Source organism: Thalassotalea fusca (genome assembly GCF_053485835.1).
The window spans coordinates 1-23,657 of the sequence record NZ_JBQRUN010000022.1; the positions used below are offsets into that span (position 1 = coordinate 1).

The 23,657-nt window shown below is 41.8% G+C and carries 26 protein-coding genes; 15 read left to right on the forward strand and 11 right to left on the reverse strand.

The features are described from left to right. Nucleotides 1–474 precede the first annotated feature (474 nt). From ACSLUK_RS17930 to ACSLUK_RS17950, 5 genes are read left to right on the forward strand one after another with little or no spacing between them, the layout of a single operon-like run. On the forward strand, nt 475–861 hold the full coding sequence (locus tag ACSLUK_RS17930) for a DUF6559 family protein (RefSeq protein ID WP_448550169.1): 387 nt from the start codon (nt 475–477) through the stop codon (nt 859–861). Between the two features lie 28 nt (nt 862–889). Further along, entirely contained in the window at nt 890–1,153 is a 264-nt protein-coding gene (locus ACSLUK_RS17935) for a hypothetical protein (RefSeq protein ID WP_448550170.1), read from the forward strand. Between the two features lie 36 nt (nt 1,154–1,189). Further along, nucleotides 1,190–1,555, forward strand: a complete 366-nt coding sequence (locus ACSLUK_RS17940) for a MerR family transcriptional regulator (protein ID WP_448550171.1) — start codon at nt 1,190–1,192, stop codon at nt 1,553–1,555. 54 nt (nt 1,556–1,609) lie between these two features. Continuing rightward, nucleotides 1,610–1,906: a putative quinol monooxygenase gene (locus ACSLUK_RS17945; protein ID WP_448550172.1), complete on the forward strand. Its 297-nt coding sequence runs from the start codon at nt 1,610–1,612 to the stop codon at nt 1,904–1,906. 58 nt (nt 1,907–1,964) lie between these two features. After that, on the forward strand, nt 1,965–2,321 hold the full coding sequence (locus ACSLUK_RS17950) for a hypothetical protein (protein ID WP_448550173.1): 357 nt from the start codon (nt 1,965–1,967) through the stop codon (nt 2,319–2,321). A gap of 68 nt (nt 2,322–2,389) precedes the next feature. Here the strand turns inward: ACSLUK_RS17950 and ACSLUK_RS17955 are convergent, their stop codons facing one another. Then, entirely contained in the window at nt 2,390–2,980 is a 591-nt protein-coding gene (locus ACSLUK_RS17955; protein WP_448550174.1) for an XTP/dITP diphosphatase, read from the reverse strand. 113 nt (nt 2,981–3,093) lie between these two features. Here ACSLUK_RS17955 and ACSLUK_RS17960 point away from each other — a divergent pair, with 113 nt between their 5' ends. Continuing rightward, nucleotides 3,094–4,002, forward strand: coding sequence for an EamA family transporter (locus ACSLUK_RS17960; RefSeq protein ID WP_448550175.1), 909 nt, complete (start codon nt 3,094–3,096; stop codon nt 4,000–4,002). Between the two features lie 95 nt (nt 4,003–4,097). Here ACSLUK_RS17960 and ACSLUK_RS17965 read toward each other — a convergent pair whose 3' ends face one another. From ACSLUK_RS17965 to ACSLUK_RS17980, 4 genes are all read right to left on the reverse strand, one after another. Continuing rightward, nucleotides 4,098–4,544 (reverse strand): DUF4426 domain-containing protein, encoded by a 447-nt coding sequence (locus ACSLUK_RS17965; RefSeq protein WP_448550176.1) that lies wholly within the window; start codon nt 4,542–4,544, stop codon nt 4,098–4,100. Nucleotides 4,545–4,609: 65 nt separating this feature from the next. After that, entirely contained in the window at nt 4,610–5,158 is a 549-nt protein-coding gene (locus ACSLUK_RS17970; RefSeq protein WP_448550177.1) for a YggT family protein, read from the reverse strand. Nucleotides 5,159–5,191: 33 nt separating this feature from the next. Further along, nucleotides 5,192–6,013 (reverse strand): pyrroline-5-carboxylate reductase, encoded by an 822-nt coding sequence (gene proC, locus ACSLUK_RS17975; RefSeq protein WP_448550178.1) that lies wholly within the window; start codon nt 6,011–6,013, stop codon nt 5,192–5,194. 16 nt (nt 6,014–6,029) lie between these two features. Continuing rightward, on the reverse strand, nt 6,030–6,704 hold the full coding sequence (locus ACSLUK_RS17980; RefSeq protein WP_448550179.1) for a YggS family pyridoxal phosphate-dependent enzyme: 675 nt from the start codon (nt 6,702–6,704) through the stop codon (nt 6,030–6,032). 73 nt (nt 6,705–6,777) lie between these two features. Here ACSLUK_RS17980 and ACSLUK_RS17985 point away from each other — a divergent pair, with 73 nt between their 5' ends. Both ACSLUK_RS17985 and ACSLUK_RS17990 read left to right on the forward strand, forming a co-directional pair. Continuing rightward, nucleotides 6,778–7,821 carry a type IV pilus twitching motility protein PilT gene (locus tag ACSLUK_RS17985; RefSeq protein WP_448550180.1) on the forward strand — a complete coding sequence of 348 codons (1,044 nt, stop codon included), beginning with the start codon at nt 6,778–6,780 and terminating at the stop codon, nt 7,819–7,821. Nucleotides 7,822–7,837: 16 nt separating this feature from the next. Beyond that, nucleotides 7,838–8,965: a PilT/PilU family type 4a pilus ATPase gene (locus ACSLUK_RS17990; RefSeq protein WP_448550181.1), complete on the forward strand. Its 1,128-nt coding sequence runs from the start codon at nt 7,838–7,840 to the stop codon at nt 8,963–8,965. A 70-nt stretch (nt 8,966–9,035) separates the two neighbouring features. Here the strand turns inward: ACSLUK_RS17990 and ACSLUK_RS17995 are convergent, their stop codons facing one another. Genes ACSLUK_RS17995 through rsmE form a run of 5 tightly spaced genes read right to left on the reverse strand, consistent with a single transcriptional unit; the run spans nt 9,036 to nt 12,726 of the window. Next, nucleotides 9,036–9,971 (reverse strand): AEC family transporter, encoded by a 936-nt coding sequence (locus ACSLUK_RS17995; protein ID WP_448550182.1) that lies wholly within the window; start codon nt 9,969–9,971, stop codon nt 9,036–9,038. A 15-nt stretch (nt 9,972–9,986) separates the two neighbouring features. Next, nucleotides 9,987–10,427 (reverse strand): Holliday junction resolvase RuvX, encoded by a 441-nt coding sequence (gene ruvX / locus ACSLUK_RS18000; protein ID WP_448550183.1) that lies wholly within the window; start codon nt 10,425–10,427, stop codon nt 9,987–9,989. After that, on the reverse strand, nt 10,427–10,981 hold the full coding sequence (locus ACSLUK_RS18005; protein ID WP_448550184.1) for a YqgE/AlgH family protein: 555 nt from the start codon (nt 10,979–10,981) through the stop codon (nt 10,427–10,429). Before ACSLUK_RS18005 ends, ruvX begins: the two co-directional genes overlap by 1 nt. Nucleotides 10,982–10,989: 8 nt before the next feature. Next, nucleotides 10,990–11,949, reverse strand: coding sequence for a glutathione synthase (gene gshB, locus ACSLUK_RS18010; protein ID WP_448550185.1), 960 nt, complete (start codon nt 11,947–11,949; stop codon nt 10,990–10,992). 30 nt (nt 11,950–11,979) lie between these two features. Further along, entirely contained in the window at nt 11,980–12,726 is a 747-nt protein-coding gene (gene rsmE / locus ACSLUK_RS18015) for a 16S rRNA (uracil(1498)-N(3))-methyltransferase (protein WP_448550186.1), read from the reverse strand. A 285-nt stretch (nt 12,727–13,011) separates the two neighbouring features. Here rsmE and ACSLUK_RS18020 point away from each other — a divergent pair, with 285 nt between their 5' ends. The 5 genes from ACSLUK_RS18020 to ACSLUK_RS18040 all read left to right on the forward strand — a co-directional run bounded on the left by ACSLUK_RS18020 (nt 13,012) and on the right by ACSLUK_RS18040 (nt 20,486). Beyond that, nucleotides 13,012–14,193: an efflux RND transporter periplasmic adaptor subunit gene (locus ACSLUK_RS18020; RefSeq protein WP_448550187.1), complete on the forward strand. Its 1,182-nt coding sequence runs from the start codon at nt 13,012–13,014 to the stop codon at nt 14,191–14,193. A gap of 13 nt (nt 14,194–14,206) precedes the next feature. Next, nucleotides 14,207–17,332 (forward strand): efflux RND transporter permease subunit, encoded by a 3,126-nt coding sequence (locus tag ACSLUK_RS18025; RefSeq protein ID WP_448550188.1) that lies wholly within the window; start codon nt 14,207–14,209, stop codon nt 17,330–17,332. 368 nt (nt 17,333–17,700) lie between these two features. Next, nucleotides 17,701–19,479 carry a serine/threonine-protein kinase gene (locus tag ACSLUK_RS18030; protein WP_448550216.1) on the forward strand — a complete coding sequence of 593 codons (1,779 nt, stop codon included), beginning with the start codon at nt 17,701–17,703 and terminating at the stop codon, nt 19,477–19,479. Further along, entirely contained in the window at nt 19,479–19,871 is a 393-nt protein-coding gene (locus tag ACSLUK_RS18035; RefSeq protein WP_448550189.1) for a VOC family protein, read from the forward strand. The genes ACSLUK_RS18030 and ACSLUK_RS18035 overlap by 1 nt, the downstream gene beginning before the upstream one ends. Before the next feature lie 51 nt (nt 19,872–19,922). After that, on the forward strand, nt 19,923–20,486 hold the full coding sequence (locus ACSLUK_RS18040; protein WP_448550190.1) for a flavodoxin family protein: 564 nt from the start codon (nt 19,923–19,925) through the stop codon (nt 20,484–20,486). Here ACSLUK_RS18040 and ACSLUK_RS18045 read toward each other — a convergent pair whose 3' ends face one another. Continuing rightward, a complete protein-coding gene (locus tag ACSLUK_RS18045; protein ID WP_448550191.1) occupies nt 20,487–21,392 on the reverse strand; it encodes a diguanylate cyclase in 906 nt (301 codons plus the stop codon). A 256-nt stretch (nt 21,393–21,648) separates the two neighbouring features. Here ACSLUK_RS18045 and ACSLUK_RS18050 point away from each other — a divergent pair, with 256 nt between their 5' ends. Beyond that, complete coding sequence (locus tag ACSLUK_RS18050) at nt 21,649–22,908, forward strand: HlyD family secretion protein (RefSeq protein ID WP_448550192.1); 1,260 nt, start codon at nt 21,649–21,651, stop codon at nt 22,906–22,908. A 9-nt stretch (nt 22,909–22,917) separates the two neighbouring features. After that, on the forward strand, nt 22,918–23,649 hold the full coding sequence (locus ACSLUK_RS18055) for an ABC transporter ATP-binding protein (protein ID WP_448550193.1): 732 nt from the start codon (nt 22,918–22,920) through the stop codon (nt 23,647–23,649). Nucleotides 23,650–23,657 lie beyond the last annotated feature (8 nt).

Sequence of the window (23,657 nt, forward strand, 5' to 3'; positions counted from 1 at the left end):
GATATATTGTGGGTTACTATAATCAATTGCGACCGCATCAATACAACGGAGGCTTAACTCCAAACGAATCTGAAAAAAGATACTGGGAAAACTATAAAACCGTGGCCAATTTTACTTGACCACTACACCCCTAACCACATTCCACAGACGTATGCCAAATTCATATACGACCATACAGCCTAGAATGGTTAACATAGTTAATGAAATGAATTCTGTTCCTATCGGGAGACTTTGTCTCGTTAATCTGTAGTGATCAATCTTTTCTCACATAGATTAATGGTATTTATCTATGCATTAGTATTTGTTACTTCATTACTAAATAGTTTTAGTTCATTCAAAAAGCAGCAAAAGCAACATACCAAAAGCATTAGTCGTGATTCGCTTTAGTTGGTTATTTTTAGTTGCAAACACTGCAATAAAATTGTCAAACTAGCTCACACATTACTCAGGCTTTAACAAAAGGAGTCAACCCACATGTTTGATACTTTTCGAGATGAAAACTCTATTAAAGCGATTGCTACTTCATTACCTGAGAAGCTTTTGAATAAGTTCGGTAAAAAAGAGTTTTATTCTTCTAAAGAGGTAGAAAATATTTTTTTAGAAGTGTTCTCAAATAATGTGAATATTCAATATGCATACGCAATGTTCTGTTCACCTACAGACTATAAAAATTTAGCGCAAACAAAGGTGTATAGTTCTTCGTATTCTGAATTGCGTTTAAAAGTGGCAAGCGAATGTTTTGAAGGCTGGCCTCGCTTTAACTTTGAATCACTTATAAATCTAAAGCAAAGCCAATCAACAAGATCTGATCTTGTTAATGAAATTACCGATATAGGGCTTGATTTACTAGGCGGTAGTTAGCCATATTACTTCCGGTTTAAGGATACAGATGAAGTTTATAGCGTTAATGGTTCAGTTACTACTTTGGTTAGCTGTCGCAGCATCACCAACATTAGTTGGGGTAATAATTGGTTTTATCATAAGTATGCAGGCTGGTGATTTATATAATTTGGCTGTACCTTTGTGTGGATTAGCTGGCTTTGTTGTTGGTGCTCTTTGGGCTGAGCGAATCAGAAAAACAATGGGCTTACCGGCATTCTTCGGTAGGTTGTTTCGAATGAGCGAATTACAAGATAGCGATAAAAATAGCTAACAAAAGTATTTGGCCTTAAGCACATAGGAGAGTTCAGTGTATATTTCAGAAATTTCAGAACGCACTGGTTTGTCGATTCATACTTTAAGGTATTACGAAAAAGAAGGGTTGCTAACCAACATATCGAGGAATGTGTCGGGAAGAAGAGTTTATTCTGAAATTGATTTAATTTGGCTGACTTGGATTCAAAGGTTGAAGTCAACAGGAATGAGCCTAGAAGATATCAAACGATTTTCTGTCTTGAGATCAAAGGGAGATGCGAGTATATCTGATAGAAAGAATATGCTCATAGAGCATGCCAATAAATTGAAATCGGATATCCAGCGGCTTCAAGATGAACTAGATATTGTTGAGTATAAAGTTGAGGCTTACCAAGAAAAAGAGAATGAGCTCTTGACCTAGAGTTAACTCTAACTTGTAACATATTCCCTTCATTACGTTAAGGGAGTATTTAAGATGTTCGAAAAAGGCTATTTTATAACGGCTGAGTTAAAAGTTAAAAATACAGAAATGGTTGCTGAAGCAGAGTCAGCATTGAAAATATTGTGTGAAAAAACACTAAAGGAGCCGGGCTGCAGTTTATTTACCTTGCATCACTGTTCCGAGAACAAAGACCGTTTCATTTTATGGGAAAGGTTTGAAAACGAAGCTGCTTTCAAGCAGCATTTCCTAGAGCAGCACACAAAAGAATATGTAGATTTAGATCTGACTGAAATTGTCCAATACTTCCAGTCTGATGTAGTCTCCGTTTAACTTGAGCCATTTTAGCCCGCCGTTGCGGCGGGCGTTAAAATATAAGGAAGGTTATTTTATGTGGCAGAATCTAAAAACGATCCAAAAAATACTGTTCGTTGTCGCTATTTCTATTGCAGTGCCATTTGCGCCAGAATTAATTGTTTTAGCGGATCTTGGCGGAATTGAACTTGTTTTAAGTTTTTTGGTTTTATATTACAAGCCACTGCTTCTTCGATTAGACGCGGTTTACCGTAAAGTTAAAGCTGAGTTCTATATTGGCATTTCAGGGATAAAATATAGCGCCATGAGTCAGCCTAAGGTATTCACTATTCAAGCGGCATTTAGTTGTATTGCTTTAATGTTTACCGGCTCCTTCATTTATGCTGCCGTGTTTTTTATGCCCGCAATGTTATTCAATGGGGTTTTGGTTTAGTGTAGTAATTACAAATGCATTAAAGGTTAAGCGAAAAACACTGGGATTACCGTTTCATCTAATTCTTGCTAACTCGTCAGTCGTTCTACAAGTTGCACGAGTGCTTTACCGCGGTGACTCAACGCATTTTTAACTTCGCGTGGTAATTGAGCCGATGACTTTTGTTCTTGTTCAACCCAAAAGAGTGGATCGTAACCAAAGCCTTGCTCGCCTTTAGCTTCTGTTAAAATACGACCTTCCCAGACACCATGACAAATAATTGGGGTTGGATCGTCTGCATGTCGCATGTACACAAGTACACAATGAAAGCGCGCAGTACGTTGTGGTGCTGGCACATCCTTCAATGCTTCAAGTAATTTGGCGTTGTTGTCTTGATCATTTGCACTGCTTCCTGCATAGCGTGCCGAATATACACCGGGGGCGCCGTTGAGTGCGTCAACTTCTAGCCCTGAATCGTCAGCAATTGCCGGTAAACCCGTAATTTTAGCCGCGTGCCGTGCTTTAATAATGGCGTTTTCGACAAACGTTGTACCTGTTTCGGGAACGTCAGGTACATCAAAATCGCTTTGTGGTTGAATCGAAATGTTGTGGTCGGCAAGCAATGCAGCAAGCTCTTTTACTTTGCCTTGATTACCTGTTGCTAACACTATGGTCGACATATGAGATATTCCAAATAATTATCGAAAAATTGCAGCGATCATAACGCAAATCAAGTAAAGTGAAAATCTGCTTTATTATTGCTTTCTGGCGATATGTATTCTTAGGAGCCTTAATGTCTCTTTATCATAATTTATTGGCACTACTCATCATTTCAATTTGGGGATTTAACTTTGTTGTAATTTCCTGGGGCGTGAATGACATGACGCCATTTTTTATGGGCGCAGGGCGCTTTTTTCTCGTAGCTGTAATTGGTATGTGTATTGTTAAACGGCCCAGTATTCCTATCGTCTGGTTAGTTGCCTACGCACTTACACTCTGTTTTGGTCAATTTGCTTTTTTATTTTACTCAATCGAAAAAGGTATGCCTGCCGGGCTTGCTTCTTTAGTGCTGCAATCGCAGGCCATGTTTACCATTGTTTTCTCTGCGCTTGCACTAAAAGAAGGTATCTCCAAACAGCAAATACTGGCATTGGGCGTTGCAAGCGTTGGACTAGTGTCTATAGGCCTTGCTGAGCAGGCCAGTGATATGACGCTAATCGGTTTTGTGTTAACCATCACTGCGGCGGTTAGTTGGGCGGTTGGTAATGTCGTCAATAAAATGATTAATCAACGAGGGTATCAGGCTAACTTGAGTTTAGTTGTGTGGTCGGCATGGGCTGCTTTTATTCCGTTTTTTATCGCGAGTTGGTGGGTGGATGGCCCTGACGTGATTTGGTCTCAAATAACTTCACTTAATGCCATGTCGATATTTGTGCTGCTTTATCTAGCAATCGCTGCTTCAATGATTGGTTATAGTTTGTGGAGTAAGCTATTACAAAATTACGGTGCAGGGCAGGTAGCGCCATTAACGCTTGGTGTGCCTGTGGTTGGAATGTTAAGCGCTACTTACTTTTTGAATGAGTCACTCACCAACACCGAAATATTTGGCTGTACGTTAGTTATGCTCGGGTTAGTCATTAATAGCGTTAAACGTAAATCAAACAAACGTGAAACTGCGCTAACCAATGAAGCAGCAGAATAATACCAATTCGCATAAATTAAGAAATAACGTTTAACAACGCAAATAAAAAAGCCGAACACAGATTGTTCGGCTTTTACATTATCGTTTGTATTGCTTTACTCAACGTAGAATTTTTGCGAAAACTCTAGTCGATGCGTTTCTTCACCATCTGTGATGGTTAAATCAAACCGAATAGTTTCTTCATTGCGATAATCCACTTCCGCTAGATAGTAGATAGCACCGCCTTCGCGTACCTCTTTAAACGACAATGTTTTCTTTTGGTCGGCTAAATTTCTCGCAGTTCCTGTTATGGAAACCGTTTTAGCGGGTGTACCTTCTTTACTGTTGTCGAGCACCGAAATATTGACTAAGCCATTGTATTTACTTCTTTCAATACCGTAGGCTTTGGCTATTTCTGGCGTGAAAAATGTCGCGCCAATAGCCATATAATGGATATTCATCTTACCCATTTTTTTCATGTTTTCTGCTGATACGGCTGTCGATAAAACTAACATCGAACACAGGCAGCACAACATTATGATGTATTTTGTTAACTTATTCATGGTGGCTCCAAGCTTCATACTGTTTGGTATGACACATTATTGCTAATTATAGCCCTAGATGTGCGTTATATCATGCCCCAGTATGGAATCAATCCTTTTAGGATGATGTTGATTACATTTAACGCCAAGAAAGCGACTAATACGGACAAGTCTAATCCACCAATACTCGGTATAACTGCGCGAATTGGACGTAAAAACGGTTCCGTTAACTGATGGAAAATGACCAAGGTTGGGTTGTAGCCTTGAACTACCCAACTCATCAGTGCCATTACCAACATAATGATAAATAATAAAAAGCCAACTTGTTTTATGCCGAAGATTAAACCGAAATACATTGCAGACGGAATATCAATTGGACCGCCATTTATCACAGGAATCACAACAAACTTCAACGTTGCAATCACATAGGCAACCAAAATGGTGCCTAAGTCGAATCCGCCCAATCCAGGAATGATTCTACGCACGGGAACAACCATTGGGTTGGTTATTTTTACGATAAATTGACTCAGTGGATTGTAAAAATCCGCTTTAACCATTTGTAGCCAAACGCGCAGAATTAGCACCATTAAGAGTGCATCGAACAAAAATCTCAGCAAGTAATTAATTGCTTCCATTAAACTTAAACCTCGGTTATTGAGTGAATCACGTTATGAGTTGCTATTTTGCGCCATTTCTTTAGCGCGATGCAATGCACAATCCATTGCTTTTGTGACAATTTGTGGCAAACCATCTGCTCTGAATGAATCGAGAGCTGCTTGCGTAGTGCCACCTTTCGAGGTGACATTTTCTCTTAGTTGGCTAATTGGGATGTCATTTTCAACCACCATAGAGGCTGCGCCGAGTGCTGTTTGTTGCACTAGCTTTCTCGCTTGCTCGGCACCAAAGCCTAAGTCGATGGCCTTTTGTTCCATCGCTTCCATAAACAAAAAGAAATAGGCAGGGCCTGAGCCTGATACTGCGATAATGTGATCGATTTCTTCTTCTGTATTTAGCCAACTTATAATGCCAGCGGCAGTCATTATCTGTTCTGTCATTTGTTTTTGGTGTTCACTAGTCTCTGGTGAAGCATATAAACCTGTTACACCTAGCCCAAGCTGCGACGGCGTATTAGGCATAGTGCGCACCACTGGCAATTTACCACCAAGCGCAGTTTGAATTTGAGTAAGGGTCGTGCCCGCAGCAACAGAGACTATTAGCTTGTTGCTTAGCGAGGTTTCTTGCACGAGTTGTTGGCAAACGTCACAAATCAGGTGAGGCTTAACGCCGAGCACAATAACGTCGGCAAACTCTGCTGCCGCTATGTTTGATGCCGTGTGTTTGATCCCGTGAATTTCGGCAAGGTGTTCTCTTTTCTCAGGAGAAGGGTTCGACACGATAATGTCTAGTGGGTTAAAGCCTTTGTTAACTAGACCTGCGATAACAGCGCTATTCATGTTGCCTGCGCCTATAAAAGCAACTTTAAAATTCATAAGATTCTCTAAATTGTTAATCACGACGGCCAAAAATAGCCGTTCCAATTCTCACCATTGTTGAGCCATGGCGAATGGCACTGGTTAAGTCTCCTGACATACCCATTGATAAAGTATCAACGCTATTGTATTGATCTTTTAATGAATTATACAGTGCGTTCATCTTAGCAAAGCTTTCATCTGCATTGTCTTTTTCTGGAATTGCCATGAGTCCGCGCAAAACCAAATAATTGCTTTGTGCAACAAGCTCTGCCAGTTCGTATACTTCTTCAACAGTCGCACCTGATTTACTCGCTTCTTCACTAATATTGACTTGTAAACAAACATTTAGCGGAGTATCGTGTGAGTATCGATGATCATTAAGCCGTGTTATGATTTTAGCTCTGTCGACACTATGGACCCAATGACAATGCTGTGCAATTTGCCGTGTTTTGTTCGATTGAATTGGGCCAATAAAATGCCAAACAATATCTTGCAGATGTGCAAGTTGTTGGGCTTTGTCGCTGACTTCTTGCACGTAATTCTCACCAAAAGCGCGTTGCCCGTAATGGTAAGCTTGTTCAATCAGCTCAATTGGCTTTGTTTTACTTACTGCCAACAGCTCCACACTCGATCGTTCACGATTTGCCTGCAGGCACGCGTTATAAATTTGCAGTTCCACTGCGTCAAGATTATCTTTAATACTACTCATAAATTAATCGTTAATTGTTTTTCGGGATTACTGTCAGGTGTTGCCCGAATCAAACCAAACTATAGGGGTTCTCATGGATATCACCGAACTACTTGCATTTAGTGTGCAAAATAATGCCTCAGATTTACATCTATCTACTGGTACTCCGCCATCAATACGTGTAGATGGTGATGTGAGAAAATTAAACATACCTGCGTTCGACGCTAAAGATGTTAACGCATTAGTGTACGACATTATGAATGATCGTCAACGTAAAGAGTATGAAGAAAACTTGGAAGTCGACTTTTCATTTGAAGTTCCCAACCTAGCGCGTTTCAGGGTTAATGCTTTCAATCAGAATCGCGGGCCGGCTGCGGTATTTCGTACTATTCCGAGCAAAGTGTTGAGTTTGGACGATTTGGGTTGTCCTGACATTTTCAGAGATATTTCAGATAATCCTCGTGGCTTGGTACTGGTAACTGGGCCAACTGGTTCAGGTAAATCAACAACCTTGGCTGCTATGGTGGATTATATTAATAGCAGCAAATATCATCACGTGTTAACGATTGAGGATCCAATAGAATTTGTTCACGAAAACAAAATGTGTTTGATTAACCAACGGGAAGTTCATCGCGATACGCTCAGCTTTAACGCGGCATTAAGATCGGCGCTTCGTGAAGACCCTGACGTTATTCTGGTTGGTGAGATGCGTGACCTTGAAACCATTCGTTTAGCAATGACCGCAGCAGAAACTGGTCATTTAGTATTTGGTACCTTGCATACCACCTCTGCACCTAAAACCATTGACCGTATTATCGATGTATTTCCAGCAGAAGAAAAATCTATGGTGCGCTCAATGTTATCAGAATCATTACGCGCCGTTATTTCTCAGACGCTGGTTAAAAAAGTTGGTGGTGGTCGTGTTGCTGCCCATGAGATCATGATTGGTGTGCCAGCAATTCGTAACTTGATCCGTGAAGATAAAATTGCGCAAATGTATTCAGCTATCCAAACTGGTATGTCGAATGGGATGCAGACTATGGATCAATGTTTACAAAACCTGGTCAACCGCGGCTTGATTTCAAAACAAGATGCAATGGCAAAAGCGGCTGATAAGAACCAGTTTAAGAGCTTTTAAAAGCTAAGGTATTACTATGAATTTTAACAGTTTACTCGAAACAATGGTGCGTGAGCAGGCGTCAGATATGTTTGTTTCGGCTAAGATGCCTGTAAGTGCCAAAATCAATGGTGAGTTGCAGCCTATTGACGATCATGTGTTAACCGCGGAAGACTCTCTGGGGTTAGTACTTGGCGCAATGAACCAAAAGCAGCAAAACGAGTTTCAAAAAGACAAAGAATGTAATTTTGCGATTTCTATTGATGGTATTGGGCGTTTCCGTGTATCTGCTTTTTGGCAACGCGACATGGCAGGAATGGTTATTCGTCGCATCGTGACTGACATCCCTGACGCTGATGACCTTGGCTTACCGTCTGTACTTAAAGACGTCGTTATGTCTAAGCGTGGACTCGTTCTGTTTGTTGGTGGTACGGGCACGGGTAAGTCAACGTCAATGGCGGCATTGATTGGTTATCGTAACAAAAATTCACGTGGTCATATTCTCACGATTGAGGATCCGGTGGAATTTGTACACGATCATGGCAAATCAATGATCACCCAACGTGAGGTTGGCTTAGATACCGAATCTTTTGATGCGGCACTTAAGAGTTCATTACGTCAGGCGCCCGACGTTATCCTGATAGGTGAGATTCGTAGCCAAGAAATAATGGAACACGCATTGAGCTTTGCTGAAACGGGTCACTTATGTATTGCAACACTGCATGCTAACAACGCCAACCAAGCAATTGACCGTATTATGCATTTAGTACCTGCAGAGCAACATGGCAAGCTATTATTTGATTTAGCGCTTAACTTGCGTGGCGTGGTTGCACAACAACTCATACCAACGCGAGATGGTAATGGGCGTGTGGCGGCTATCGAGATATTGCTCAATTCACCTTATATTGCAGAGCTAATTAAAAAAGGCGACGTTGGCAGCATTAAAGAGGTGATGGAGAAATCAACCGAGCAGGGCATGCAAACATTTGATCAGGCATTGTTTAACCTATATCAACGTGGCCTGATAAATTACGCAGATGCGCTACATCATGCTGATTCGCCGAATGATTTACGCTTGATGATTAAATTACGTAGTAATGATCAAGGGGGCACTGGAGCACTGTCTGGCGTAACCATTGATGGGCTAGAGCCGGACGATGTATAACGGACTTGATTGAACTGCATTTAACGAAAAAACCTGCTTAATGCAGGTTTTTTTAACTTAGATTAGCGGATTATTGTCCCATAAAATGTAACCAAGTTGGAATGGTTACTATACAGGCTAATGTAGACACCACTACGGCTCCCGCCACGGTATCATCATGCACGCCTTGAATCTTGGCGATCAAATAAGCATTCACACCAGTAGGACAAGCACTTAGTACCACAAGTATCGTGCTGACATCGACAGGCAACATAAAAACATATTGGGTTGTTAACCAGACAAGTGACGGGAAGATGATAAGTTTAATAAACGTGGCAAAACTGATAAAGAACTTCTCTTCTCTGACGCGGTAAAAGGCGAGAGAAGTGCCGAGTAAAAATAGCGCTGATGGAATAGCGGGTTGACCGAATAACGCGAGTGTTTCCAGCATTAATTTCGGCAGCTCAATTGGTAAAAAGTGACTTAACAAACCTAATGAAATACTGAGTACAATTGGATTGTATAAGGTTTGTTGCCCTAGCTTGTGTATCAGCGAGCTTTGGTCATTAGCGTTGTTGCGCAAACATAACAGGCTAGTTAACGTAAACAGCAAAGCACTATGAAAAGTAATGATCAAAAAGACGATACTGACAACTTGATCACCAAGTGCTGCTAATAACACTGGTAGACCTACAATTACGGTATTAGAGTAACTTGCGCCCAAAGCGAAAACTGCGGATGCACCGAGTTGTTTTTTATACTTACTATGAAACAAATAATTGGCCGCTAGCGCGAGTATAAACATGGCAATCAGCGGTAAATAAAACGCCAAAAAATACCGAACATCAAATTGACCCGCAATATTGGCGGTAGCCATTTTTTCAAACAAAAACACAGGAATGACAAAGTAAAAAACAAATTTACTTATGCCTGAGAGCTGTTCACGATCTAGCCATTTGAGCTTGGCGGTGATAAAACCAAATAAGCATATCGCCACTAATGGAAAAATTATTTGTACTATCGACATAATGGAAGCGATGGCTTATTGGTAAAGGGATTCAAAATAGCTTTCGATGATAAGACAAGCTGACAAGGTATCAATATGATCTTTTTGCAGGTTGCGATAGCCTCCTGATGCAAATAGCCGTTCTTTCGCATCAGCGGTTGTTAAGCGTTCATCCTGAAATTCAACAGGTAAACCAAAGCGGCCGTGAATTCGATTACCAAATTTACGAGCATCTTTAGTTAGCGGCTGCTCGGTACCATCCATGTTAAGTGGTAAGCCAACTACCACAAGTTGAGGTTGCCACTCTTTGAGAAATTTTTCGATTTCATGCCATTGAGGAATACCATCTTTAGCTTTTACTGATGCTAACGGAGTCGCAGTACCTGTAATTTCCTGCCCTACAGCAACACCGATATATTTTTTGCCAAAGTCGAAGCCGACAACCGTACGTTGCCCTTGAGGTGTGTTTTTTGTCACTACGCGTGTCCAATATCGGAGGATAAATGAGAAATATCAAAACCCAATTTTTCGGTTGCCTTTATCCAGCGCTGTTCCACAGGCGTGTTGAACAAGATTTCGCTATCGGCAGCAATCGTAAGCCAAGAGTTTTCTTGAATCTCTTTCTCCAATTGTCCGGGGCCCCAGCCGGCATATCCCAGCGTGACAATATAATGCTTAGGCGCAGCCTCAGTGCCTAAGGCCATAAGGATGTCTTTTGACGTCGTGATCATAAACTCGTCACTTAAGGCGAGTGAGCTACGCCAGCCTTTTTGTGGACTGTGCAAAACAAAGCCGCGATCAGGAGACACTGGGCCGCCTGTTAATACTTGCTGGCCTAATTCCGGCAATTCGTCGCGTTCAATATCAATTTGAGCAAGCAATTCATTCAGGGTAACGTTCACGGGAAGGTTAATAATTAATCCCATCGCACCATCATCGTTATGCTCACAAATGTAAGTGACAGTTTTATTAAAGTACGAATCGCCAAGCGTGGGCATGGCGATCAGTAAATGATTTTCTAAGCTTTCCACTTTCCCACCTAATTGCGATGTGTTGAGACATACTCTTCAATGGCATCCATCAATTTGCCACTGATATTAATCGGATATGCCGCTTCAATTTCTCTAATACACGTAGGACTAGTTACATTAATTTCAGTCACTTTATCGCCAATTACGTCTAATCCAACAAATATTAGGCCTCGTTTCTTAAGCTCTGGCGCAATGGTTTCTGCAATGAGTTTATCACTTGCACTTAGCGGTCTTGCTTCGCCTGTACCACCGGCCGCCAAATTGCCACGCGTTTCGCCAGAAGCTGGAATCCTTGCTAAACAGTATGGCATAGGTTCGCCATTTACGATAAGTATGCGCTTATCTCCGTCTTTAATTGCAGGCATATATTCTTGCACCATGGCGTACTGTTGCTCATGATTAGTCAGTGTTTCTAATATCACACCGATATTGGCATCATTCTCTTTAATGCGGAAAATTGATGAACCACCCATGCCGTCTAATGGCTTAATTATGACATCGTTTAAGTCTTGGTGAAATTCACGAATTTTTTGATGACTGCGAGTGACTAGTGTTTTTGGCGTAAGCTCAGGGAACCAAGCAGTAAACAGTTTTTCATTACAATCACGTAAGCTTTGAGGCTTGTTTACAATTAATGTGCCTTCGAGTTCAGCACGCTCAAGCATATAGGTGGCGTAAATAAATTCGGTATCAAATGGAGGATCTTTGCGCATTAGCACAGCATCGAGGGTCGATAACGCGATATCGTCTTGGTCTGCCAGTTCATACCAATGATCAGCGTCGTCAAACACTTTGACTTGTCTAACACTGGCGCGGCATTGCCCTTGTTGCAAATATAAGTCATTCATTTCTATGTAATAGAGTTGATAACCACGACGTTGGGCTTCCAACATCATTGCCATTGATGAATCTTTCTTTATATTTACTTGTGAAATGGGGTCCATGACCACGCCAATTTTTAAACTCATGTATATATCCTATGTGCTTGTGCTGATAATTTATCCTAAATCGCCGAAACGACATTGTAGCGCAGTAATTGCAGTTAGTGCTGCTGTTTCAGTGCGCAATACCCTAGGACCTAAGAGTACTGGTATAAAAGACCGTTGGTGTGCAGATTCTATTTCTTCGTCACTTAAGCCACCTTCAGGGCCAACAAGTAGCGCAATGTCCTTGCTTTCTTGCGGTAACGACATGATGGAATGCTCTGCGCGTGGATGAAGATTTAGCTTTAACGATTGCGGACAGCTATTCAACCAATCGGTTAATGTAACAGGCTGGTGGACAGTCGGTATTTTCGCGCGTCCACTTTGTTCACAGGCAGAAATCACAATTTTTTGCCATTGTTCTACCTTTTTTTGTAGGCGATCGCCCGTTAGTTTAACACCGCAACGCTCTGTAAATAGCGGTGTAATTTCTGAAACACCGAGCTCTACAGATTTTTGTAGCGTGTAATCCATTCGGTCTCCACGTGAAATCCCTTGACCCAAATGTAGACTAAGCGGAGATTCATTTTCTTTGGCTTCAAAGGCATTTATCGTGGCTTGTGCGCTCTTTTTAGCGACATTGCATAGCGTTGCGTGATAATCGCCATAGTGCTCATCGTTCAGCTGGCCATTAAAGAGCGTAATGGAATCCCCATCTTTGAGTCGCAATACGCGAACAATATGTCCGAACGCGTCGTCAGACAATTCGATAGTAGAATTAATAGAAATTTCACTGTCTTGGAAGATTCTGGGGTTGCGCATTTTGTTGTTTATAATAGTATGACATTGTGTTTCTTGAAGATATGGGCGTTACTCGTATTTTTCAATAATCAATTATGGAATTTGGCTTTAGAAACGGTATTAAACCTTGTTCAGGTTACACTTTATATAACATTGTTAACAAATCGTCGCTGTATGGCTATTTGACGTAGGGTAAACTGCCCAAAAGAATTGCTAATCGAACGTAAAGCAATAAATAAACGATTGATGTGTCATTTAGTCGTTTGTTTTTAATAAAAAATTGCATGTCAATCCAAGGAGTGCTTCATGCTATCACAAAAATCTCGTCGTAGACTGCCAATCAATTACTCTCTACCAATTAGTAGTGTCATGTTAACGATGCTACTTACCGCTTGCGGACAACCTGACCAGCAACAACAGGCAATGCCAGCACCGGCGGTATCAGTTTATCAAGTAAGTTCTGATGAAGTAGGTAATTATCAAGAGTTCGTTGCACGTACAGAAGCTTCAAAAGAGGTCGCATTGGTTGCACGAGTTGAAGGTGAACTTATACAACGTGAGTTCGACGAGGGGAGTGTCGTTCAACAACAGCAGTTGTTACTTAAAATAGACCCATCGGTATATCAGGCATCATTGGATTCAGCCAAGGCTGACTTATCGAGCCGCGAGGCTGCCGCTAAAACCGCCGAACGCGATTTAAAACGGGGGCAAGATGTTTTTAAAGATGGCTATCTATCACAGGCAGATCTCGACAAGCTTCTTTCCAATGAACAGCAAGCCCAAGCCGCTGTTAAAGTTGCTCAGGCAGCACTTGAAAAAGCGCAGTTGAACCTAGGGTATACTGAAATTAAAGCGCCTTTTTCAGGGCAAATTGGTCGTGTAAATTACAGTGTAGGCAATGTTGTCGGACCAAACAGTGGTCCTTTGGCAACGTTAACTGCGATAGATCCTATCTACGTGAATTTTCAGGTTAAAGAAGCAGACTTTATTTCTTATCAGCAAAAACATACGGGTATAACAGACCCAAGCCAAGTACCGATTGATTTAAAGCTCTTATTACCCAACAACACTGAATATGGACTAAATGGGCGTTTGGACTTTGCCGATACCAAAATTGAACAGGGTATGGGCACAATTCAGATGCGTGCAGTTTTTGATAACCCAAACAAGCTTATCTTACCGGGTCTATTTGTAACGTTAATTATTGAAAGCAAAGATAAACGTGAACTTCCGTTGATTCCACAAGCTGCGGTGCAAGAAAACCAGCAAGGTAAATTTGTACTGGTAGTGGCTGATAACAAAGTGGTGCAGCGCCAAGTTAAATTAGGTCGTCGAATTAACGCGATGTGGGTAGTTGAATCAGGTGTTAATGTTGGCGAGCAAATCATCATTGAAGGACTGCAAAAAGTTCGTGCAGGCGGTGAAGTTAAGCCGGTAGTTAAAAACATTGACCCTGTAACAGGGGCTATTTCCGCACCAAATACTTAATAGGCAGCTGCATATGATCAGTAAAACGTTTATTAATCGACCGAAGTTTGCGTTTGTTATTTCAATCGTCATTACGCTGGCCGGTTTGATTTCGATGGGGTTGCTACCCGTCAATATGTATCCACAAATTACTCCGCCGCAAGTGCAAATTACGGCGGTATATCCGGGCGCCAGCGCACAAGTGGTGGAAGAGTCCGTTATTCGTCCTATTGAAGAACAAATCAATGGGGTTGAAAACATGATGTACATCGAATCTACTGCGTCAAATAATGGTGCAGCCACGATTACCGTGTACTTTACAGTTGGTACTGACGGTGACATGGCGCAGGTCAATGTTCAAAACCGTGTAGCGATTGCTGAATCTTCACTTCCTGCTGAAGTGACGAGACAAGGGGTTAATGTTAAGAAACAAGCCAGCAATATGTTAATGGCAATTAACCTCTATTCTGAAAAAGAGGAACTTGATCAATTATTCCTGAGTAACTACGCGACTAACAACTTGGCTGAGCCACTAGGCCGTATCAATGGTGTGGCATCGGCAGAAGTGATGGGGGAAATGACCTATAGCATGCGGATGTGGTTAAACCCAGATCGTATGACGTCGCTTGGAGTGACGATTACAGAAGTTCAGCAAGCATTGCAGGAACAAAACTTAATAGTTGCTGCGGGCAAGTTTGGTGCAAGTCCAAGTGTGCCTAATCAACAATTCGAATACTCAATTCAGGCGCAAGGGCGTTTGCAAACGGTGGAAGAATTTGGACAAACGGTTATTCGCGCACAATCTTCAGGCAATTTTATTCGCCTAAATGATATTGCACGTATCGAGCTGGGCTCGCAAGATTACGGCGTTACAGCCACATTAAATGGCAATCCGACGGCATTCTTGGTGATTTATCAGCTAACTGACGCCAATGCGACTCAAGTAGCAACTGATGTTAAAGCGGCGATGAAGGAATTAGCTGAACGTTTTCCTGACGGTTTAGAGTATGCTGTGCCGTTTGATACCACTGAATTTATTGTTCGCTCGATTGAAGAAGTGAAAGTGACGCTAATGCAAGCAGTAGGCTTGGTTATCTTAGTGGTATTCTTATTTCTTCAAAACTGGCGTGCCACTATTATTCCATCGGTCGCAATTCCTGTGTCACTCGTTGGTACGTTTGCTTTTATGGTATTGATGGGGTACTCGATTAATACCATTACCTTGTTTGGACTGGTACTTGCAATTGGTATCGTGGTCGACGACGCCATTGTTGTTATTGAAAATGTTGAGCGTATTCTCAAAGAAGAAAAGCTGCCGATTAAACAGGCCGTTGCCAAAGCGATGGAGCAAGTTTCCGGGCCTATTATTGCAACAACGTTAGTACTTTTAGCGGTATTTGTGCCTGTAGCGTTCATGCCGGGAATAACGGGGGAGTTATATAAGCAGTTTTCCGTGACTATTTCTTTTGCGGTACTAATTTCATCGCTTAATGCTTTAACGCTGAGCCCCGCATTGTGTACGGTGTTACTTAGTGAGAAAAACATGAAGCCGATCACATGGCTTGCGCCGCTTGAGCGTTGGATCAATAGCACTACAGGAAAGTACACTTCTGCGGTGTCATTTATTGTGAAACGTGTAGCACGTGTTGGAATTGTGGTGGTTGTCATGTTCGCTGCTACGGGGTGGCTGACTAAGTCAGTGCCTACAGGATTTGTGCCGGGAGAAGACCAAGGCTATGTATTCATGGATGTTCAATTGCCTGATGCTGCTTCTTCAAATAGAACACAAGCGGTACTTGAAAAGATCACGACATTGATTAAGAGTGATCCTGCTGTTACAGATGTTATTACCGTGTCTGGATTTTCGCTGTTGGGTGGCGCTGGTTCTAACAATGGTTTAGGCATTGTTATTTTGAAAGATTGGGAAGAACGTGAAGCACCTGAACTGAGTTTGAACCAGATAATTCCACGTTTGATGGGACAGTTATGGTCGATGCCAGATGCGCAGATCATGTTATTCAATCCACCGCCAATACCTGGTTTAGGTAATAGTTCGGGGTTTGAATTCAGGTTACAAGATAGTGAAGGTCGTAGCCCAACTGAATTAGCACAGGTTATGAATGGTTTGATTTATGAGGCGAATCAGCGTCCAGAATTAAATCGTGTGTTTAGTACCTATCGCGCAAACGTTCCTCAGTATTTTCTGGAGATTGACCGAAATAAAGCAAAGGCGCAAGGTGTTGCTCTAAGCGATATTTTTGTTACCTTACAGGCGCAACTCGGTTCACTTTACATTAATGATTTTAGTCAATTTGGTCGTACATACCGTGTGACTATTCAGGCCGAAGCACAATATCGAAAAGAGCCATCTGATTTGCGTCATTATTATGTTCGTAACAAAGACAATGAAATGGTGCCGTTGACGACGTTGGCTAAGCTTGAACCAATATTAGGCCCAACAAGTATTGCACATTTTAATTTATATCGAAGTGCGAGCATTACGGGACAGGCTGCCGCAGGTTACTCCTCGGGTGATGCAATTGCCATTATGGAAGAGTTAGCGGCTAATCTGCCACAAGGTTATGTATTTGAATGGGCAGGGCAGTCTAAACAAGAAATTGAAGCGGGTGATTTAGCGCCTATTTTGTTCGCGCTAGCCATAGTCTTTGTGTATTTATTTCTTGTGGCCCAATACGAAAGCTGGACCATTCCGTTTTCCGTAATTGCAGCGGTGCCGCTGGCCTTATTTGGTGCCATGCTAACCTTGTATATGGTTGGTATGGAAAACAATATTTATGCACAAGTTGGCTTGATCCTTCTAATTGGTTTATCAACCAAAACAGCAATACTCATTGTTGAGTTTGCTATGGAAGAACGCGCAAACGGTGTACCAATTGTAGAAGCCGCATTGAATGCCGCACGGCTACGCTTTAGGGCGGTACTAATGACTGCTCTGTCGTTTGTGCTTGGTGTTCTACCATTAGTTTTTGCTAGTGGCGCTGGGGCTGGTAGTCGAGTTTCGTTGGGTATTACCGTGCTATCAGGCATGCTGGCGGCAACTATATTTGGCACCTTGCTTGTACCTTATTTTTATATGCTTATTCAACGCATGCGTGAAAAAGTTAAAGGGGATAATCCTGAACAGGTGACTGATGGTTAATGCCTGAAGGTAAATTGTTCCGGTAGTTTTGGTGTAGGAGGGTTAACGATATGTCGTTAACCCTCTTTTTTTGTTTTAAAGATCATTTAGACAAAAAAAAGCCCTGACATACGTCAAGGCTGAGGGAACTAACTTATATCATCTAGAGAGTATCTTAACCGAGCAACGAGCACTGCCTGATTAAGTAAGGCTAGAGTAAATGCTTTATGTGACAGTTTAATGACAACCACCAAACAAAAAGTCAAATTTTCTCTTGGCGCAGATTTTTAAATTGTGTAACGTCTCACAATGATGTTATGTAGGGCAGTTAAGTGGCTGAAAAAAGATTAAAACATTTTTACATTGCCGAAGAGCAATCTATTTATCTAATGAGTCACAAAGATGCGACGAAATTAAAAGAATGGGTTGAGTTGTGTAAACAGCAATTGTCGCTGCTTGGTTACGTTGATATTGCGTTGATTGGTAAAGGCGCTTATGGCTTCGTATTTGGCGCGCGAGACGAAAATGGTCAGCATCTTGTATTTAAATTCTCCCGTATTAACTTGCCTCAGCATGTTCAAGATAGATTAGCCGAAGAAGCCGAAATTCAAGGGGAATTATCGCATCCTCGCATTCCCAAGGTATTTGAATATTATAAAATCAAGCGACAATCTATCGTGCACATGCAACGTGCACCGGGAGTAGACTTAGAAAAATATTCCCTGCAAAATGGGCCTCTCCCACCGGAAACCATTGTCAAAATCGCCATCCAGTTAGCTGAATTATTGTTGTATTTGCGAAAACCTGCGAATCACAAAAAAGGAAAGCCCTACGTTCACGGCGATATTAAACCGTCAAATATCATGTTTAATGAAATTACGGGACGTATCTATCTTATTGATTGGGGATCCGCAGTAAACGCGCAGTTAGACATTCGCGGGCACACAACAGCCAATAACATTATGGATTTGATGAGCAGCGACTTACAAAACAGTAATGCGAGGTTGGGCGATGTCTATTTTATTGGGCCAGAACAGCTCAATGGAGAAATGTCTTCGCCAAGATTTGATGAGCAAGGCATGGCAGCGACGTTATATGCGTTAGCGTCTGGCCAGTCATGCCGCTACGGTAAGAATATCATCCCTCCATCATCGCTAGGGTTACCTAAGTTATTAGCCAATATCTTAGATGGTATGCTCAGTGACGACAAACGACAGCGAGATCAGGCAGGGGATTATTTTTTCAAACACCTATCTTTGCTTAAAAATACGGTGCTAGCTAAGGAGCCAACGCATTACAAGATTGAACCGCTCATTCCTGTATGGTCACGTGGAACAGAAGGTGAAATTGATACCGTTGTTTATGGTTCGCGAAAGTCGTTTCTCAGGGAAGAAAGCGATGACGATGACTTAAATGACGTCGATGATGCGCAGTTGGAAAAATACTACAAGAACTTTTTGATGGGCATGGGTGATACTGAAAAAGCATTTGTTGCTGCGGTGAGCCGTTTGGGAAATTTTCCGGTGGTTGGTGGTTTGGCCATTCGCTGGGAAAAAGACGGTGTATATATTGATTCTAACCTCACCATGTTTGACGCGTCGCTCAAGGCGTCATTTCAAAGTGCGGTGAATAATATGGTTCGATTGGCGCAGGGGATATTTCGCGTAGGTGTGTTCAAGAGTTGTCTGTTCAATGCGCGTAAAACGCTTCACGTTGAGCGCGATAGTACTAAAGTTCCCTTTGTAGCACGGCCGGATCAATTTATTCCTTTTGAAGTGAGTGACGTTCCGGAGGTAGATGATATTACTCGTTTGCATTCTTATTTTGAAGATGGAAAAGATCCTGACGAGTATTTGCATTTGCCCGACCGTATTATGGCTGTTTTAGCGAGGCTGAATTTAATTCATCATACAGGCTGTATCATATTTGAGGTACTTCCGAAGCACTTAAAAATTCACAGCTACCTGATGCTACTTAATCATGATAAAGAACATGAATTTAAAACATTACTCGGGGAATTACTGAGATTATTGCCTACAATCAAAGGGCAGGGTATATCGGGATTTATGAAATTGCCTTATAAAGACACGCGATTTTTTGAGCACATCAACCGATTACCTGACAAGTTTTACCCTAAAAATCCAAAACGCCTTTCAGGAGAAAAATAATGAATAACCAACTAGGTGAAATGGCTTGGCTTGATCTGTCCATAGCGAATGCCAAAGAAGTAAGCGAGTTTTATCAAAACGTAATAGGCTGGCAGGTGCAGGAAGTCTCAATGGGCGACTATGCTGATTACGCTATGGTATGCGCCGCTAGCGGAGAACCTGTAGCTGGCGTCTGTCATGCGAAAGGACCGAATCAAGATTTACCACCAGCTTGGTTACCGTATTTTTTGGTGGAAGATATTGAACAAGCGATTGAGCAAGTTACCGCAAGTGGTGGGGCGTTAGTTACTAAGCTCAAATCGATGGGCAATGACAAATACGTGGTGATAAAAGATCCCGCTGGTGCGGTTTGTGCCATCTATCAAAAAGGTAATAGTATATCTTCGGCCTAAAATGGTCGTTTTATAGAAAGATAATGTCATTAAATTAATCTGGGGAACCTTGTGATAAGAGTTGTTGTAGTTTTTCATTCGGTAACTGGCACAACAAAACAATTAGCGCAAGCTGTTACTGATGGTGCTGTGGCGCAAAATGGAGTCGATGCCCAATTAATCGAAATTAAAGGCAAGGATATTGTTGATGGTAGGTACATTAATGTTGAAGTGCTTGCGGAGCTAGGCAGAGCAGATGCATTGATCTTTGGCTCCCCGACATTTATGGGAAGTGTGTCTGCGCAATTTAAAGCGCTAGCGGATGCTACGGGAGACCTTTGGGCCGACAGGGCATGGGCAGATAAATTAGCAGCAGGTTTTACCATTGGATCGAATTTAAGTGGTGATCAGCTAAACACTATTCAGTACATGCAAGTTTTTGCCAGTCAACATGGAATGTTATGGATTAGTCTAGATATTCCGGGGAATTGTGATCCTGATAACCTAAATCGATTGGGTGCTCAATCTGGATTAATTGCGCATTCAATTGATGGGCAATTGGATGAATTAGATTTGAAAACCGCACAATACCTAGGGCTACGTGTCGCACAAATGGCAGTGAAGTTTAATGCATAACTAATGCATAGAGTCGTCATAAAAAGTCGCGCCGTGCTTGCCGTGACGTTTTTTGTGGTACATGGCTAAATCTGCGCGACGAATTAGCTCTGACGCGGTTAATTCGCCTTGGTCACAACTTGCAATACCAATACTAATAGATAGATGAAACGATAATTTTAATTGTGTCGTTAGTCTATTTAGCGCTATATCGAGTTTATCGGCTATTTCTAGCAACTGTTCTTTTGTTGAGCTTCCTGAAAAGCCAATAATAAACTCGTCCCCGCCAATTCTGCTAACCAAATCTTGCTCCCTTACTGACGCCTGTAATGTATTCGCGATAGAAATTAACACATCATCACCAAATTCATGACCAAACAGATCATTAACTTCTTTAAAGTTATCAAGATCGATAAAGAACACCGTGAGTGTTTTTGGTTGTCTTGACGCCTCCTTAAGTTGTTGTGCTAAATAATCAAGTGCAAATGCTCTGTTATATAGGCCGGTTAAGTTGTCATGAGTGGCTTGATATTGTACATGAGCTTGCCTTTCTTTCGATTGGGTCTCATCGCGAACCAGCATGATAAACCTATCTTTTGTTGATTGGCTTATTCTCGCTTCAAACCATTTTTCCTCTCCGTTTATATCGAGTTGATATTCAGTGATGTCCATTTCTTGGTTCTGCTTAACCTTTAAAATGGACGATTTAATTGCGTTTGACGGTGCGTCAGGCAATAACTCACACATGGATTTACCCAGAAACTCTTGTGGTGGTATATATAAATCGCTTACGTTTCCGGCGCGATACTCCAAAATAATGTAGTTGGAATCCAAAACAAAAATAAGATCAGGAAAGACACTGAATATTTCTTCAGCAGTCAACGTTGCAGTTGGCTTACTTTTACCTGTAACTCGGTCATCGGTCATCTGGCTTCCTGCTATTTAAACTAGGTCATTTAAAGTTAAGCAGACATTTATGTGAATTAGTAATCTTTGAGTGGGCATTTCTCGTGCTTTACCATCCCATTATCGAAATTTCACATGTATTAATTGATCCCATTTTTGGGATTTGATTCGATGAAATTTCGCCAGATACTCCATTACTTATTGTAATTTAAGGTTTTATTTTGTGTGGCACGAGGGTTGCTTCTTCACTGTCATCTTAACAAAAAGAACTTAGATTATGGATATCGTTCGCAAAACACCCAAAAATAAGAATCGTCACTGGATTAAAGTGGCAAGTGTGTTAACAGGCACCCTTCTGTTAGGCATTGTGATTTGGCAGTCAACAACAGGCATTGGCAAGGTGAGCGTTTCCCGAGAGAGCTTACTAGTTGATGAGGTGAAACAAGGCGACTTACTCATTTCTGTGCGTGGCGTGGGTGTATTAGCGCCCAAAGATGAACGATGGGTAGCGGCGAATGTAAATGGTCGCGTTGAACAAATTCACGCTAAAGCTGGTGCACAAGTACGTAAAGGTGACTTACTTATGGTGCTCAATAATCCGCTATTAGAACAAGAGCTTGAAGAAACGCGTTGGCAACTCGAAGAATTAGAAGCACAAATCAATGCTGAAAAAGTCACTTTGGAATCTCAGTTGCTTGACCAAGAAACTCGAGTGACAAATGAACGACTCAATTATGAGCGCGCACTATTAACGCTGAATGCTCAACAGAAACTGCTAGAACAAGGCGTAGTCGCAGTTTCCCAAATAAGGCACGAAGAAATCAAAATTGACGTTGAACAATTTAATGAGCGTTGGCAACTAGAAATTAAGCGCCTCGCCAAAAACAAAGAAAGCATACAAGCACAACAGCAGGCATCGCAAGCGAGATTGAATCGCATGAGACGCATTTTACAACGCGTACAAGATCAGGTTGAGAACCTTCATGTCAAAGCCAGCATGGATAGCATCGTGCAAGAAATGCCTTTAGAACTGGGTCAACAGGTCAATTTAGGCAGTAACTTGGCTAGATTAGCGCGTAGCGGAGAATTCATAGCGGAGCTACGTATTCCTGAGAAACAGGTAAGTGAAGTCGCAATTGGGCAAATAGTCACAGTTGATACGAAGATGAGTAAAGTTAAAGGCGTTGTGCAGCGAATAGAACCAACCGTAGTCAATGGGTCTGTACAAGTTGATGTAGCGCTGACCGAACCCGCCCCCAAAGAATCCCGACCCGATTTGACCGTTGATGGCACTATCGAAATCGCTCAGTTAACTAACACCTTATATGTAAAACGGCCAATGTTTGCCAAAAAACATACGTCAGGCGAAGTATTTCTAATGAATCAGACCATGGACAGTGCGAATAAGCAACTCGTGGCCTTTGGTCAACAATCAACCCACTTTATCGAAATAAAACAAGGATTAACGGCAGGACAATCGATTATCATATCTGACGTTGCTGCGTGGGAATCCCAAGAACAAATACAAGTGAACTAGGAGAGAGTCATGAATACGCAATTGGAAAAACAACAGGAATTAGTAAAACTCAACGCCATTAAGAAAGTTTTTTATACGGATGATGTTGAAACGCATGCGCTGGATAATATTAACCTTTCCATCAACAAAGGGGAGTATATCTCTATTTCAGGTCCCTCGGGTTGCGGCAAATCGACGTTACTATCGCTTTTGGGGTTACTTGATAATGCAACAGAAGGACAGTATCACCTTGCGGGACATGAAGTTTCTTCATTAGATCGTGACGAGCGAGCGCGTATTCGTAATAGTGAAATAGGCTTTATCTTTCAAGCGTTTAACCTGATTAGTGACTTAACTGTCGCAGAGAATGTTGAATTACCTTTATCTTATCGACGTGATTTGAGCAAATCACAACGTGAGCAAATGGTAAAAGAAGCATTACAACAAGTTGATATGGAGCACCGTGCTAACCATTTTCCATCACAACTGTCGGGTGGCCAGCAACAACGTGTTGCGGTAGCACGTGCTATTTCAGGCAGCCCCTCAATTATTTTAGCTGACGAACCAACGGGAAATCTTGACTCAAAGAATGCGCAAAGTGTGATGGCGCTATTAGAAAAGTTGCATGCAAATGGGGCAACTATTTGCATGGTAACGCACGATCCGCGCTCTGCGAGTAGAGCTGAGCGCATAATTGAAGTGTTCGATGGCAAAATCGTGTCAGATCAACAAGTCGAAAATCCATCAGCTATTGCTGTGTAATTGAATCA